Source organism: Pseudonocardia yunnanensis (assembly GCF_039534065.1).
GTDB classification, from domain to species: Bacteria; Actinomycetota; Actinomycetes; order Mycobacteriales; family Pseudonocardiaceae; genus Pseudonocardia; species Pseudonocardia yunnanensis.
In genome coordinates this window covers 314,924-329,203 of the sequence record NZ_BAAAUS010000034.1, presented here as the reverse complement: position 1 = coordinate 329,203, position 14,280 = coordinate 314,924, and the positions used below count along the sequence as shown (strand labels likewise).

The 14,280-nt window shown below is 71.4% G+C and carries 14 protein-coding genes; 7 read left to right on the top strand and 7 right to left on the bottom strand.

Annotated elements, in window-relative coordinates:
• Nucleotides 1–20 precede the first annotated feature (20 nt).
• From arfA to ABD743_RS30075, 4 genes are all read right to left on the bottom strand, one after another.
• On the bottom strand, nt 21–1,583 hold the full coding sequence (gene arfA, locus ABD743_RS30090; protein ID WP_344725735.1) for an arabinosylfuranosidase ArfA: 1,563 nt from the start codon (nt 1,581–1,583) through the stop codon (nt 21–23).
• Nucleotides 1,584–1,704: 121 nt separating this feature from the next.
• A complete protein-coding gene (locus ABD743_RS30085; RefSeq protein ID WP_344725734.1) occupies nt 1,705–2,181 on the bottom strand; it encodes a hypothetical protein in 477 nt (158 codons plus the stop codon).
• Nucleotides 2,182–2,280: 99 nt separating this feature from the next.
• Nucleotides 2,281–3,135 carry an IspD/TarI family cytidylyltransferase gene (locus ABD743_RS30080; RefSeq protein WP_344725733.1) on the bottom strand — a complete coding sequence of 285 codons (855 nt, stop codon included), beginning with the start codon at nt 3,133–3,135 and terminating at the stop codon, nt 2,281–2,283.
• Nucleotides 3,136–3,673: 538 nt separating this feature from the next.
• A complete protein-coding gene (locus ABD743_RS30075) occupies nt 3,674–3,976 on the bottom strand; it encodes a hypothetical protein (protein WP_344725732.1) in 303 nt (100 codons plus the stop codon).
• On the opposite strand from ABD743_RS30075, the gene ABD743_RS30070 reads away from it, so the two are divergent.
• Nucleotides 3,948–5,525 carry an LCP family protein gene (locus ABD743_RS30070; protein WP_344725731.1) on the top strand — a complete coding sequence of 526 codons (1,578 nt, stop codon included), beginning with the start codon at nt 3,948–3,950 and terminating at the stop codon, nt 5,523–5,525. The genes ABD743_RS30075 and ABD743_RS30070 overlap by 29 nt on opposite strands.
• Before the next feature lie 25 nt (nt 5,526–5,550).
• On the opposite strand, the gene ABD743_RS30065 is transcribed toward ABD743_RS30070, so the two are convergent.
• Both ABD743_RS30065 and ABD743_RS30060 read right to left on the bottom strand, forming a co-directional pair.
• Nucleotides 5,551–6,273 carry a response regulator gene (locus ABD743_RS30065; RefSeq protein WP_344725730.1) on the bottom strand — a complete coding sequence of 241 codons (723 nt, stop codon included), beginning with the start codon at nt 6,271–6,273 and terminating at the stop codon, nt 5,551–5,553.
• A complete protein-coding gene (locus ABD743_RS30060) occupies nt 6,270–7,943 on the bottom strand; it encodes a sensor histidine kinase (protein WP_344725729.1) in 1,674 nt (557 codons plus the stop codon). Before ABD743_RS30060 ends, ABD743_RS30065 begins: the two co-directional genes overlap by 4 nt.
• Nucleotides 7,944–8,079: 136 nt before the next feature.
• Here ABD743_RS30060 and ABD743_RS30055 point away from each other — a divergent pair, with 136 nt between their 5' ends.
• From ABD743_RS30055 to ABD743_RS30030, 6 genes are all read left to right on the top strand, one after another.
• Complete coding sequence (locus ABD743_RS30055) at nt 8,080–9,450, top strand: cation:dicarboxylate symporter family transporter (RefSeq protein WP_344725728.1); 1,371 nt, start codon at nt 8,080–8,082, stop codon at nt 9,448–9,450.
• A 291-nt stretch (nt 9,451–9,741) separates the two neighbouring features.
• Nucleotides 9,742–10,053: an integration host factor, actinobacterial type gene (mihF, locus tag ABD743_RS30050; protein WP_241034699.1), complete on the top strand. Its 312-nt coding sequence runs from the start codon at nt 9,742–9,744 to the stop codon at nt 10,051–10,053.
• 155 nt (nt 10,054–10,208) lie between these two features.
• Entirely contained in the window at nt 10,209–11,075 is an 867-nt protein-coding gene (locus ABD743_RS30045; protein ID WP_344725727.1) for an alpha/beta fold hydrolase, read from the top strand.
• A gap of 55 nt (nt 11,076–11,130) precedes the next feature.
• Nucleotides 11,131–11,301, top strand: a complete 171-nt coding sequence (locus ABD743_RS30040) for a hypothetical protein (protein ID WP_344725726.1) — start codon at nt 11,131–11,133, stop codon at nt 11,299–11,301.
• A 722-nt stretch (nt 11,302–12,023) separates the two neighbouring features.
• The gene (locus ABD743_RS30035) at nt 12,024–12,914 is read left to right on the top strand and encodes a ParA family protein (RefSeq protein ID WP_344725725.1); all 891 of its coding nucleotides are present in this window, start codon (nt 12,024–12,026) and stop codon (nt 12,912–12,914) included.
• Nucleotides 12,911–13,342, top strand: a complete 432-nt coding sequence (locus tag ABD743_RS30030; RefSeq protein WP_344725724.1) for a hypothetical protein — start codon at nt 12,911–12,913, stop codon at nt 13,340–13,342. Before ABD743_RS30035 ends, ABD743_RS30030 begins: the two co-directional genes overlap by 4 nt.
• Nucleotides 13,343–13,432: 90 nt before the next feature.
• Here the strand turns inward: ABD743_RS30030 and ABD743_RS30025 are convergent, their stop codons facing one another.
• Nucleotides 13,433–14,251, bottom strand: coding sequence for a DUF1684 domain-containing protein (locus tag ABD743_RS30025; RefSeq protein WP_344725723.1), 819 nt, complete (start codon nt 14,249–14,251; stop codon nt 13,433–13,435).
• Nucleotides 14,252–14,280: the final 29 nt, after the last annotated feature.

The window sequence follows — 14,280 nt, the reverse complement described above, 5'->3', positions numbered from 1 at the left end:
TCAGGTGACCACGACGCGGACTACCGCTCGCGATCGGCGGGTTCGGCGAAGCGCAGGAGCGACCAGGAGGCGGCCGGCAGCTCCACCTGCACCACGCCCTCCTGCACCGCGGGCAGCTCCTGGTAGCGGACGCGCACGGCGTCGGGATCGGCGGCGCTGTTGACGCGCGGCTCGCCTGCGGCGACACCGAGGTGGCCCACCGGCACCCACCGGCCCCGCGGCAGCCGCACGGATGTGCGCAACGGGGTATCCGGCGAGCGGTTGACGAGGAAGACCGACAGCGCGGCGCCCGCCGGGTCGGGAACGGCGGGGTCGAGGCTGGGGTCCGGAGCCGGGGCGAGAGTTGCGGTGGCATCGAGCTGGGCGACGTCCCCGTACCGGCCCGTCGGCAGCATCGGCGAGGTGACGGCCGCCTGCAGCACGTCGCCGCGGGCGTGACGCGCGGTCAGCGCGAACGGGTCGAAGATGCTCTGCCGCCAGGCCGGGCCGCCCGGCTCGGTGCGGATCGGCGCGATCACGTTCACCAGCTGGGCCTGGCAGGCGATGGCCACCCGATCGGAGTGCCGCAGCAGCGCCAGCAGCAGGTTGCCGACGACGACGGCGTCGAGTGCGCTGTAGTCGTCCTCGATCAGGGCTCGGGTGTCGGCGAACTCCAACGAATCCTCGCCGCCGAACCGGGACTGATACCACACGTTCCACTCGTCGAACGACAGCCTGATCTTCTTGCGGCTGCGCCGGCGGGCACCCACGGCATCGGCGGTGGCGACCACGGCGTCGATCATGTGGTCCATGTCGACGGCGCTGGCCAGGAAGCTCGCGGCGTCACCGTCGTGCTCCTGGTAGTAGGCGTGCAGGGACACGTAGTCGACGAGGTCGTAGGTGTGCTCGAGGACCTCCGCCTCCCACGCACCGAAGGTCGGCATCCTGCTGTGCGAGCTGCCGCAGGCCACCAGCTCGATCCGTGGGTCCAGCCTGCGCATCCCCCGCGCCGCCTCGGCCGCGACGCGCCCGTACTCGGCCGCGGTCTTGTGCCCCATCTGCCACGGGCCGTCCATCTCGTTGCCCAGGCACCAGAGCCGGACGTCGTGCGGCTCGCGGGCGCCGTTGCGGATCCGCATGTCCGACCAGGCCGTCCCGCCCGGGTGGTTGCAGTACTCCAGCAGCTCGCAGGCCTCCTGCATCCCCCGCGTCCCGAGGTTCACCGCGAGCATCGGCTCGGCACCGAGCCTGCGCACCCAGCGCAGGAACTCGTCGGTGCCCACCTGGTTGGTCTCCACGGCCTTCCACGCCCGGTCCAGCCGCACGGGCCGGTCACCGCGGGGCCCGACGCCGTCCTCCCAGCGGTAGCCGGAGACGAAGTTGCCGCCCGGATAGCGGACGACCGACGCACCCAGCTCGCCGGCCAGCTCCAGAACGTCCTGGCGGAAGCCGTCCTCGTCGGCCGTCTCGTGCCCGGGTTCGTGGATGCCGCCGTAGACACACCGCCCCATGTGTTCGACGAACGAACCGAAGAGCCTGCGCGGAACCGGTCCGACGCGGAACGCCTCGTCCAGAACGACCTCGGCGGCGTCGGTGAGCGGCATCGGCAGAACCTCGTTCCTCGGGGGCGGGACGAACCGTGTCGCCGTCCATCGTGATGCCGCCCCGGCACGCCCTCGACGCGGGGGGCCACCCCCGGGAGTGCGCGCACGCCCGCTCTCTCGCTCAGGCTGTGGCCACCGGCTTCTCGGGCCGAGCGACGCGGGCGACGTCGGTGGTCAGCGGGGGGCACGGTAGAACGAACAGACCACGCGACTTGCCCGCGGTCGCCACGGCCGGCACTCGGGCGGCCAACTCGCGTTCGGCGTGTTCAACCGTCGCGAACATCGAGAACCGGGCGAGTGCAGCGCTGATCCCGGAAGGCAGCAGGGCCTCGCGCCCGGCCAGCCCGCAGAGGTGCAGCCGCAGTCCTACGGCGGCAGCCGCGTCCTCCACCGCGACCAGCGCGGTGAAGTCGTCGGTACCGAAGAATCGCACTTCGCCCAGGTCGATCACCACATGCCCGGTGCACAGCCCCAGCTGCGCTCCGGCCACATTCGACACTCTGGTGATCGTCGCGGGGTCGAGTACCCCCGCCAACCGGACCACACGCAACCGCGACCCCCGGACCTCCACCGACACCTGCGCCCCATCGAAAGGCACCCGACACCTCCTGACCTCGACCCGACTGATCGGGTCTGCCACTTCCGGCGTTGGGTCGATACCCGTTTCCGTGAACCGAAACCTCTCGAGGGACAGCCGTCACACTTTCTCGTGGTCTCCGAAGAGTGGGGCCGCCACCTCCTGTGCCAGTACGAGGTCGTGGGGATAGGTGATCTTGAAGTTGCGGGCCTCGCCCGCGACCCATCGGATCGGCACAGCCGGGGCGAAGCGGTGCATGCAGGACGCCGTGTCGGTGCCCGCGAAGCCCTCCCGAGCGGCCTGCTCGTAGGCCGCCAGCAGCGGCGCGGCCGAGAACCCCTGAGGCGTCTGCACTGCCACGAGACCCTCCGGCGCCGGACCGGCGAGCCCGCGTCCGCCGGGCCCCGCCGCGGCGAGATCGTCACGGGGCAGGCCCGGCACCGCGCCCCCGCACTCCCGCGCCACCCGCAACACCTCGCGGACGAGCGATGGGCCGGCGAACGGTCGGGCGCCGTCGTGGATGAGCACCGTGTCGATGTGCTCGTCGCGGATGCGGTCAGCCAGCTGTCGCAGACCGGCGAGCTCGGACTCCTGACGGGTCGAACCCCCGGTCACGACCTCCACGGCAGCGTCCACCTCGCGGTCGATCACCCGACCGGCGAGCTCACGGTCCTCCGCCCGCACGACGAGAACGAGCGGGCCGATCTCGGGCAGCGCCGCGAACGTGTTCAGCGAGATGCCGATCATGATGCGCCCCGCGACGGGCAGGTAGACCTTGTTGCTCTCGCCGCCGACGCGCGTGCCGCTGCCTCCGGCGAGGACGACGGCCGCCGCGCGTCCGGCTTGCCCGGCCGCAGCGCCACTGCGCTCGCCGACGGCCGTATGCCCGTGCTGACCTGCGGCTGTATCGCCGGGCCCGGCGGCGGGCGCACCGCCCCGCTGTTCGGCCGCTGCGCGGCTGCGCTGATCGGGCACGCGGTCAGTGGAGCGCCAGTGGGGCCACCAGGTCAAGCCGACCACGACGTGCGATAATTCTCAACTCGCACCGAATGACGCGCGCCATGACGGCCTTCCGTCGGCCGCAGGTGCCGGGTTGCGGCTCGGGCTTTCGGCCCGCCCTCCCGGGAACCACGGCGGGGGTCCGAACGTCTCACCGGAATGGGGTACCAGCTGGGCGAATTTCCTCCCACCGAGGTGCGCCGTGGAGCGACTTGTCACGGGCAGTAGGCTCCGGCGGGCTCACCGCCGAGTCCTTGGTTGTTCCCCTATTCGTTCGGATGCAGGGAGTGGGCACGGTGAACGATGAAAGCCGGCGCACTCCCCGCGGCGGCGGACAACACATGCCCCCACAACAGCCGTGGCCGCGGCGCAGCGAGCGCGAACAGCACCCCGCACCGCCCCGCCACGCCGAGCCACCGCCGCGCCGGACGCCCAGGTCCGCAGACGCCCCGCCCCGGCCCATGCCGCCCCGGCGCGTCGAGCGCGCCAACGACTCCGAGCTACCGACGCGGCCTCAGCCCCGGCTGGCCCATGAGCGCAAGTCGTCGGCGACGCCGCACCCCGGCAGCACCGCCCCGCCCCGACCGAAGAGCCCCGGCACCAGGACCACCACGCCGCGGACGCACTCCGCACGCTCGGGGGGGTCGACGATCGGGCGGGCGACCCCCACCACGAAGTCCGACACCACGATGATCCCTGCGACGAAGGGATCCGGCGCCACGCGCTCCGCGGCAAAGGCGGCACCCACGTCGACGAGGAGCGGCTCCTCCCGGGTGGGTCCGAAGCGCGTGTCCTCCGCGGCCGGCTCGACCGCCACGGGCGCCACCGTTTCGCGAAGTGCCCGGCGCCGCGCCGGTACCGGCCGCCCTCGCCGCACGCTCGGCCGGGCGCTGCTCGCCACGGCCGCGTCCACAGTGGCCCCGGGCTCGGGCCACCTGATGCTCCGCCGGCAACGCACCGGCGCACTGATCCTCGGTGTGTTCCTGCTGGCCATCGTCTTCCTCGTGGCGCTCGGGGTCAGTGCACGCCGGTCGGCCATCCTCGAGAACCTGCTGTCCACGCGCGTGCTCACGATCATCGCGATCGGCTGTGTGGTCGCCGCGGTGGCCTGGATGGCCGTCATCGTCCGCACGTACATGTTGGCCCGGCCGTCGCGGCTGGCCGCCGGTCAGCAGGCACTCGGCGTGGGAGTGGTGGTTGCGCTCTGCCTCGTGGTCGCAGCGCCGCTCGGGTTCGGCGCCAACCTCGCCAACTCGCAGCGCTCCCTGCTCGACTCGCTGTTCACCGGTGGGGGCGGCACCGCTGTGGCCGAAGCCATCGCCAAGCCGCGGCTCAACATCCTGATGGTCGGTAGTGACGCAGGGCCGGACCGCAAGGGCACCCGTACCGACACCATGATGGTGGCGAGCATCGACACCAGGACCAGCCGCACCACGCTCTTCGCGCTCCCCCGCAACATCGGCCACGCCCAGTTCCCCCCGGGGTCGCCGATGGAGGAGAAGTTCCCCGACGGTTTCTACGACGAGTCCGACCCGCTGTCGGGCAACTACCTGCTCAACGCCGTGTACGCCTACGGGCTCGAGTACCCCGCGCTCGCACCGTCAGGGCCCACCGCCGATCCAGGGCTGAACCTGCTGCACCAGACCGTCTCGTACATGCTCGGCGTGCAGTTGGACTACTACGTCGAGGTCAACATGGCGGGCTTCGCGTCGATCATCGACGCGCTCGGCGGCCTGACCGTCGATGTCGGACCCAACCGGCTCCCGGTCGGCGGCATCACCCCGAGCGGCCAACACGTGGCGCCCGACTACTACATCCCCGCGGGCGTGCAGAACCTCAACGGCGAGCAGGCGCTCGCGTTCGCCCGCTCCCGCACCGGTTCCGACGACTACACGCGGATGGGCCGCCAGCGCTGCCTGCTCCAGTACATCTTGGAGCAGAAGAGCCCCGCCGACCTGCTGACGAACTTCCAGGGCGTCGCAAAGGCCACCACGAACAGCGTGGCGACGAACCTCCCGCAGCAGGTCCTGCCCCAACTGGTGTCGCTCGCAGGCAACGGCAACCTGTCGCTGGAGAGCGTGTCGTTCGACCCCAACCTGCCCGACCCCAATGAGGACGACGGCAAGTTCAACACCCTGTGGCCGGACTTCGAGTACATGCGCGAGGTCGTGCAGAACTCGATCAACAAGCCGCCACCGCCTGCCGCGAGTGCGGCGCCGAACCCCGCGGCCGACCCGAGTACCGCGCCGACCACCACCAAGGGCAGGTCGGGCAGCACAACCACCACCACGACCAAGGCCGCCCCGGACTCCTCCGGCTCCTCGGACGCCTCGCAGCCGCAGTCGCTCGCCGCGTCCTGCAACTGATCAGCGGGACGGGCGGCGCCACCGGTCAGGGCACCGCGCCACCGGGAACTGCTCGTCCTCCGGGTACTCCGGCGGCCCGCCACCGGTACTCCACCTGTGGACGGCCGGTGCTCCCGTACCGGGAGTGCCGCTCGGCGAGTCCTGCCTCAGCCAGGTACTCGAGATAGCGCCGGGCCGTCACCCGGGACGCCCCGAGACCCTCGGCCACCTCGGCGGCGGTGAGCCCGGCATCCCCGGCAGCGGCCAGCCGGCGGGCCACAGCGTCGAGGGACTCACGGCTCACGCCCTTCGGGAGGCCGCCGGCGGGAGCGGGAGCGCGCAGGGTGTGGAACAGGCCGTCGACATCCTCCTGCGCGACCATCGGGCCCGCGCCGAGCCGCGACCGGTACTCCAGGAAACCCTCCAGCTTCGTGCGCACCGCGCTGAACGTGAACGGCTTGACCAGGTACTGCGTGGCGCCGAAGGAGATCGCCGCCTGAACCACGGCGAGGTCGCGCGCCCGCGTCACCATGATGACGTCGGTGGTGTGGCCTGCGGCCCGCATCCGGCGCAACACCTCGAGCCCGCTGGTGTCGGGCAGGTGGACGTCGAGCAGGACGAGGTCCACCGTGCGGCTGTCGAGCAGCCGCAGCGCCTCGGCCCCCGAACCCGCGCTCCCCACGATCTCGAAGCCGCGCACGCGGCCGACGTAGCTGGCGTGAGCGGCGGCCGCGATGGGGTCGTCCTCGACGATCAGGGTGCGGATCATGCCCTCACCAGCGGCAGGTGCACGGCGAACTCGGCGCCCCGCGCGCGGTCCCCTTCGGATCGGTCCACATCGGCTCCGTCCGTTTCGGATGATCCCAGCTCGGGCGTGTTCCGGCCGGGGTCGTCCCCATCGGACGTGCGCAGCCGAACCCACCCGCCATGGCGCTGGGCCGCCTGCCGGGCCAGCGCCAACCCCAGGCCGCGGCCCAGCCCGTCGTGCGGCTTCGTGCTCCAGCCACGCTCGAAGGCGCGCTCGGCGTCGCCTGCGGCGATCCCGGGGCCGCTGTCGGCCACCCGCAGTTCCACGGCGTCGCCGGTGACGCAGGCGGCGATCCGGACCCAGCGAGGTGCAGGGGCGTCCTCGGCGGCGTCGATCGCGTTGTCGAGCAGGTTGCCCACGATCGTGACGAGATCGCGGGGGTCAGCGATCCCGGCCGGCACCCGGGTGCCCTCGGCCACCTGCAGCGTGACGCCCCGCTCCCCCGCCTCTGCCGCCTTCCCGACGACGAGCGCCGCCAACTCGGGCACGGCGATCCCGGCCAGCACGGCGTCGGTGAGTTGCTGGGACACGGCGAGCTCGGACGCCGCGAACTCCAGTGCGTCGTCCGGTCGGCCGAGCTCGATCAGCGAGATCACGGTGTGCAGCTGGTTGGCCGCCTCATGGGCCTGGGCGTTGAGCGAGTCGGCGAAACCGCGGATCGTCTGTAGCTCGCTGACCAGGGCACGCAGCTCCGTGTGATCGCGCAGCGTCACCACGGTGCCGAGGTGCCGTCCGGCCCACCGGGCAGCTCCTTGACTCACCACCACGATCCGGTCGGCCGTCAGATGGATCTCGTCATCGCGCGCCTCACCGGTGGCGAGCGCGGCCCCCAGCTCTGTCGGCAGCCCGATCTCGTCGACGCGAGGGCCCTGCGCGTCGGGGGGCAGCGCCAGCAGCCGCTGGGCCTCGTCGTTGACCAGCTGCACCCGTCCTGAGCGGTCGAGCAGCAGCAGACCCTCCCGAACGGCGTGCAGCACCGCGTCGTAGTACTCGTACATGCGCGCCAGCTCGGCCGGCCCGAGGTCATGGGTGCTGCGCCGCAGCCACCGGCTCACCAGCCACGACCCGGCCGCGGCGAGCAGCAGCGCCACGCCCGCCGCCCCGAGCACCCACGGCATCTCGCGCTGCAGCTCCCGTGACACCTTCGCGACCGTGCGCCCGACCGACACCAGCGCCACGACGGTCCCATGGTCCAGAACCGGGACGACGGCGCGCACCGAGGGACCGAGGGTGCCGGTGTAGGTCTCCGTGAACTGCTGGTCCCCGTGCTTTGCCGGCTCGATCGTGCCCTGGAAGACCTGCCCGATCTCGGCCGGGTTCGGGTGCGAGAGACGGATGCCGTCCAGCCGCATCACGACGACGAAGTCGGTGGCGGTGTCGATCCGGATCCGCTCGGCGAGCGGCTGCAGAACGGCCACCGGGTCGCGGGCGGCGAGGGCGGCGCGCACGTCGGGCGAGGCGGCGAGGGTGTGCGCGATACCGAGCATCTCCTCCGCGGTCGCGTCGCGGTTGGTCTCGTCGAACTGGACGTACGTGGCCGCCGCGACCCCCGTCAGCACGATCACCACGATCGCCGCCTGGAGCGCGAAGAGCTGGCCGGCGAGGCTCCACCGGCTCCGTCGCCTGGCCACCGTCGTCACCGCCCGTCGTACGAAATGAACGAAATGGTGACGGCCACCACGTCGCACCGCATAGTCGCCGCGATAGTTGCCGGTACACGGGTGCCGGCGCAACGTCCGACGCTGCCGTCGGCTCCCCGGAGGACACGTGTCAACCACCGAAACACCGCCCAAGAAGGACCGGACCCACTACCTCTACATCGCCGTGATCGCCGCGGTTGTACTGGGCATCGTCATCGGTCTCGTCTCGCCCGCACTGGGCAAGGACCTCAAGCCCCTCGGCACGGCGTTCGTGAACCTGATCAAGATGATGATCTCCCCGGTCATCTTCTGCACGATCGTCCTCGGCATCGGGTCGATCCGAAAGGCAGCCACCGTCGGCCGGGTCGGCGGGCTCGCGCTGGCGTACTTCATCGGCATGTCCACGTTCGCGCTGGCGATCGGGCTCGTCGTCGGCAACATCCTGCAGCCCGGCACCGGGCTGCAGCTCGGCGAGGCCGCGCACTACACGGCGCCCGAGGCCGAGTCGCTGTCGGACTTCCTCGTCGGGATCATCCCGACCACGCTCTTCTCCCCGCTGGTCGGCGACAGCGTGCTCTCGACGCTGTTCGTGGCGTTGCTGGTCGGCTTCGGGGTGCAGGCCCTCGGGCGCTCGGGCGAGCCGATCCTGCGCGGTGTGCAGCACGTCCAGCGGCTCGTCTTCCGGGTGCTCGCGATGGTCATGTGGGCGGCCCCGATCGGCGCCTTCGGGGCGATCGCGGCAGTCGTCGGCGAGACCGGCTGGTCGGCGGTCATCGCGCTGTTCCAGATGATGGCTGCGTTCTACCTGACCTGCGCGATCTTCGTGTTCGGCGTGCTCGGGCTCGTGCTGCGGCTCGGCGCCGGGATGAACATCTTCTCGCTGCTGCGCTACCTGAGCAGGGAGTTCCTGCTCATCGTCTCCACCTCGTCGTCCGAATCGGCGCTGCCGAGGCTGATCGCGAAGATGGAGCACGTCGGCATCTCCCGTCCCGTCGTCGGAATCACGGTCCCGACCGGCTACTCGTTCAACCTCGACGGCACCGCGATCTACCTGACGATGGCGTCGATCTTCATCGCCGACGCGCTCGGCAGGCCCATGTCGATCGGCGAGCAGATCGCGCTTCTGCTCTTCATGATCATCGCCTCCAAGGGTGCGGCCGGTGTTTCCGGCGCCGGGCTCGCCACGCTCGCGGGCGGGCTGGCCTCGCACCGTCCGGACCTCGTCGACGGCGTCGGCCTCATCGTCGGGATCGACCGGTTCATGTCGGAGGCCCGCGCGGTCACGAACTTCGCAGGCAACGCCGTCGCCACCGTCCTGATCGGCAACTGGGTCGGCGAGTTCGACCGCGAGCGCGCCGACCGCGTGCTGAGCGGTGCCGAGCCGTTCGACGAGGCCACGATGCTCGACGACGACCACGGCTCGGGCGAGCCGGCCGACCGCGACACGGAGACCGCCGCGCCGACGCCGCAGAAGCGAGCCGAGGACGCCACGGTCTGACCCGAAAGGACGTACCTCCCGGGTCGGGACGTACCCGCAGGCGTTTCGTCGAGGTCAGGGCGGGTAATCCCGGCGGCCTCCACCGTCGACGCGGACGGCGAGGTGTGGGTCGCGCGCCACGCGGCTCGACCCCCTCTCGTACCTGGGCCGGTACGCCCATTCGGGGGACGCACAAGGACCCGCCGCGAGGGGTGGTTGTGCGTGGCGTTGCACGGTTCTGTCAGGCTGAGCAGTGAAGATGACCTGCGGACATCCGATTCGCGGTGTCCGCACGGAGAGGAGAACCACGACATGGCACTGCCCACGCTTACGCCAGAGCAGCGCGCTGAGGCCCTGAAGAAGGCCGCCGCTGCCCGCACTGCCCGCAAGGAGCTGCGCGACGCGATCGCCCGCGGGGAGCAGACCATCCCGGCGGTACTCGACCGCGCGAAGTCCGACACGGTCGTCGGGAAGACGAAGGTGGCCGACCTGCTCAAGAGCCTCCCTGGCTACGGGCCGGCCAAGGTCTCCGCGCTGCTCGAGCAGACGGGTATCGACGCCTCCCGGCGCGCAGCCGGGCTCGGCGAGCGCCAGCGCCAGGCGCTGCTCGACGCCCTGAAGTAGACCCGCACCACCACCTGCGTCAGGCACCGCGAGAGCGGACCCGACGCTTCGGCCCGTGACTGGTACCCGGCGTTCACGCCGGGACCGGCCACGGCGGGCGAGTTCGTGTGCCCTCCGGATCGACACGCACCACTGCCGACCGGCAGGCTGTGCCCGTGGAACGCTACGTCGATGTCGCCCCGGGCGTCCGGCTCTGGGCGGAGGACATCCCCTCGACAGGCCCGCAACCCGGTGAGCCGCTGCTGCTGGTGATGGGAGCCGGTTCGTCCGGCATGGCCTGGCCGGACGCTCTGATCGATCTGCTCACGGAACATCACCGGGTCATTCGCTACGACCATCGCGATACCGGCCGCTCCTCCGCCATGTTCGAGGAGGAGCCGTACGGGATCACCGATCTCGCGAACGACGCCGTCGCCGTCCTCGACGCCTTCGAGGTTCCACGGGCCCACGTCGTGGGCATGTCGATGGGCGGCATGCTCGTGCAGCTGATGCTGCTCGACCACCCCGAGCGGCTCGCCTCAGCCACCCTGTTCTGCACGGGCGCCCTGGCGATGCAGGGCGCACCGGAGCTCCCCGACCCCGATACCGCCCTGCTGCGGCTGTGGGGGGAGCTCGACGACCCCCGCGACGCCGAGGGCGAGCTCCGCTGGCGTGTGGAGCACTGGCGGCTGCTCAACGGCTCCGGCACCCCGTTCGACCCTGCCGAGTTCCGTGCGCTGGAGGAGCGCGTCGTCGCGCATGCCGGCCGCACCGACGCCGTGGTCGCTCACGCCCGCATGGACACCAGCGGGCTGGACCGCGGCGCCGAGCTCGCCACCGTCACGGTGCCGACTCTGGTGATCGAGGCACCGGAGGACCCCGCGTACCCGCCGCCGCACTCCGGCCACCTCGTCCGGACCCTCGGCCAGGCCCGCCTGGTCCGGATTCCGGGAATGGGCCATGCCATCAACCACACGGTCGTCTCGCCACTCGCCGCGGCGATCCTCACCCAGACCACCCAGACGGCGACTCCGGCAGCCTGACCGGCCGCCCCGCCCCGCCCCGCCCCGACGACCGAGACGACGAGAGGTACGGACCATGGGAATCGAGGATCCGGACGCCGACGTGGCCGAGCAGCGCCAGCCCGTGGATGACGACGACAGGGCCGACATCGGCGAGGACCCCGGCAGCCTGCCGCTGGAGGCCAACCCGGCCGACGTCGCCGAGCAGCGCGAGATCGTGCCCGAGTACGACGACGACGCGAGGTAACGCCCGGGCGACCGGTTCCGATGTATGACGCCGGGCCGGTCACCGGGCGTCCCTGGTGTCACAGGAGTGCCGACTACTACCCGCTTCGATCCCATACGGTGGACAACCACTGTCATCCGACCGGGTGGTTTATCGAAGGTTCCCATCGGCGTGGATGGTCGGACACGCCGATCGCTCCCTCGGCTCGGGCCCGCTCGGCGGGTCGGAGCAACAGATGCCGCCAGACGATTCGGGTGCCCTTTCCTTCAGTTCCCACACCCTTGTGAAGGCGGCCCGATCGACGGTGCGAAGCGCCTCCGATCCATACCGTAACCGCGTGATCACCCAGTGTCTGCGCGACGGGAGTTGCTGATGTTGCTCCCGATCATCGCGGGCGACCCGGACGGCACGCCCGTACGGGAGCAACGGGCCTCTCACCTGCACCTCCGGTAGAAGCCGGGCACGCCGGGCAACTCCGGCGCCGTGCGCTCGCGATGCCGTCGCGCCCCGGCGCGTCGGACCGCACCCGGATCGGTTCGGAACATCCGTCCGTGGCGCACCGGAGCGCCGTGGAACGCGATCGCGATTTCCCGCCCGGCGACCGCCCGCGCGCACGGCCCCGCTCCGCCCTCAACAGCCCGTCGTCGCCCACCGAATGGGCTACACGACACGCAGTGACCTAGGAGCGGGGCGGTTCGGGCCGTATGGCATCGTTCCCGCCGCGTGACGCGGGGAGGAGAACGGTGAAGGTCATCTCGATCATCAACCACAAAGGCGGAGTGGGTAAAACCACCCTCACCGCCAACCTCGGCGCCGGGCTCGCAGCCCGGGGTCAGAAGGTGCTGCTCGTCGATCTGGACGCACAGGCCAGCCTGACGGTCTCGTTCTTCACCCAGAGCGAGTGGACGGCCGACCTGCTGCCGAGCAGGACCATCAAGCACTGGTTCGACGGCATCGGCACGACGGAGGCGATGGCAGATCCATCATCTCTCGTCTCGTCGCCGCCACGTGTCCACGACAAGCTCGCTCGCAGCAGCGGAACGCTCGGCCTGATCGCCGCGCACCGCGACCTCTCCGACATCGAGACCGAGCTGGCCGCGGAGCTCCTGGGCGAGCCCAAGCGCTTCGCGGAACTGCACGGGCGGCTGCGCGACGGCCTTGTCCACCCGGCCTTCGCCGACTACGACGTCGTGCTGATCGACTGCGCGCCGAACTTCGGCCTCATCGCGAAGAACGCCGTGGCGGCGAGCGACCTACTGCTGATCCCCACCAAGCCGGACTACCTGTCGACCAACGGCATCGACTCGCTCGGACTGAAGATCCGGGCCTTCATCGAGGAGTACAACGACTACTCCCCGGTGCCCGTCGAGCGCCCCGCAGCCGCGGTCGTCTTCACGATGGTCCAGAACCACGACGGAGCGCCCATCGAGGCCCAGCGCAGCGTCATCAGCCGCATCGTTGCTCGCGAGGTGCCGACCTTCGCCACGACCATGCGGGACAGCAAGTCGGTCTACGGGCCCGCGCCCGAGCACGGGGTGCCGGTGATCCTCGGCGGCACCGGCCGCGCCCAGACGCGCGAGCTGCGCGACATGGTTTCCGAGCTCTCAGGCCGCCTCGAAGGGATCGCTGCATGACAGGCACGACGACCACCGCCCCGCTCACCGCGGCCCTTCAGCAGGCCACGGAGATGGTCAGGACGCTCACCCCGCAGCAGCTCGACGACCTCGCCGCCGGACGCGGCGAGCTCGTCTTCCGTCGCGCCCCGCACGCGGCCAGCACCCGTTCCAGCGCCCCGACCCGCAGGCCCCGCCCCGAGGTGGACGTCAGCGCGGACGTGGCGGAGATCAACCGCCTCGGCACGCCCGGCGAGGTGGACGACTACCTGCACCAGCACGACGCCCGGTTCACCGTGCCGGTCCTGCGGCAGATCGCCAGGGCCCTCGGCCCGACGGTCCTGACCACGGGACGCACCAAGGCCGAGATCCGGCGCGACATCGTCGCGGGTACCGCGGGCTTCCGCACGCGGTCGGCCGCGATGTCCGGCGGAGCCTGGGCCAAGTAGAACAGCGCGGAGAAAACTGCGAGCCGCACCTCAGCGCCCTCGGCGGGGCGTTGACGTGCGGCTCGCAGTGGTTACAGGGCCGGTAGGCGGCTACGCGCGATCGGGCCGCAGCGGGCTGCGCTCCCCCGCCTCCACTGCCACCGACAGCACGTTGCCGGCAGGCGGCAGCGGGCAGGTGGCGAAGTCCGTGAACGCGCACGGCAGGTTGACCACCCGGTTCAGGTCCAGGGTCAGCGTGCCGTCAGGTGCAGGGTCGTCCGTGCGCACGACCCGGCCGCCCGGGTAGGTGGAGTCGCCCGAGGTGGCGTCGCGGAAGTGCAGCGACAAGCCACCGGCCTTCCCCGCCATGGCGACGAGCACGTGCTCCTGCCCGTAGAGCTCGAAGCGCACCTCACCCACGGCCGTCAGGTAGTGGTGGAGCCCCTCCACCACGGCGTCCACGGTGACCGGGCGCAGGTCGGCGTAGGGCTCGAACCGCGCGTCCAGCACCCAGCACTCGTCCACGGGGAACGTCGGCACACCCGTGAAAGCCGTGCGCGTGATCGCCTCGGGGTCGCGCACGCGGATCGCGTGGGAGTCGGTGCGGCGGACGACCTCGATGACCGCGTCGCCCCTCTCGACGAGAGAGCCGGGCAGGCCGTCCACGGGGTGCAGAGTGACCGTGCCGTCGATCGGGCGGGGCTCCCGTACCGAGCGGACAACGAGCCCGTCGGCGGCGGTGGCCGTGACCACCACGCCATCCGGGGTGGCGCTCCACAGGCCCGGGATCCCGTCGAAGCCGGCGGGCTCCGGCGTGAGCCAGTGCAGGGCGGTGAGGCTCAGCCAACCGTGCGGAGCGCGCAGCTCCTCCTCGCGCTCGCGGTGCCAGCTGCTCCAGCCGCGCACCAGGTCTGGCAAAGTGCTCGTCATACCTGTTCCAACGCCGGGCGATCTCGGTT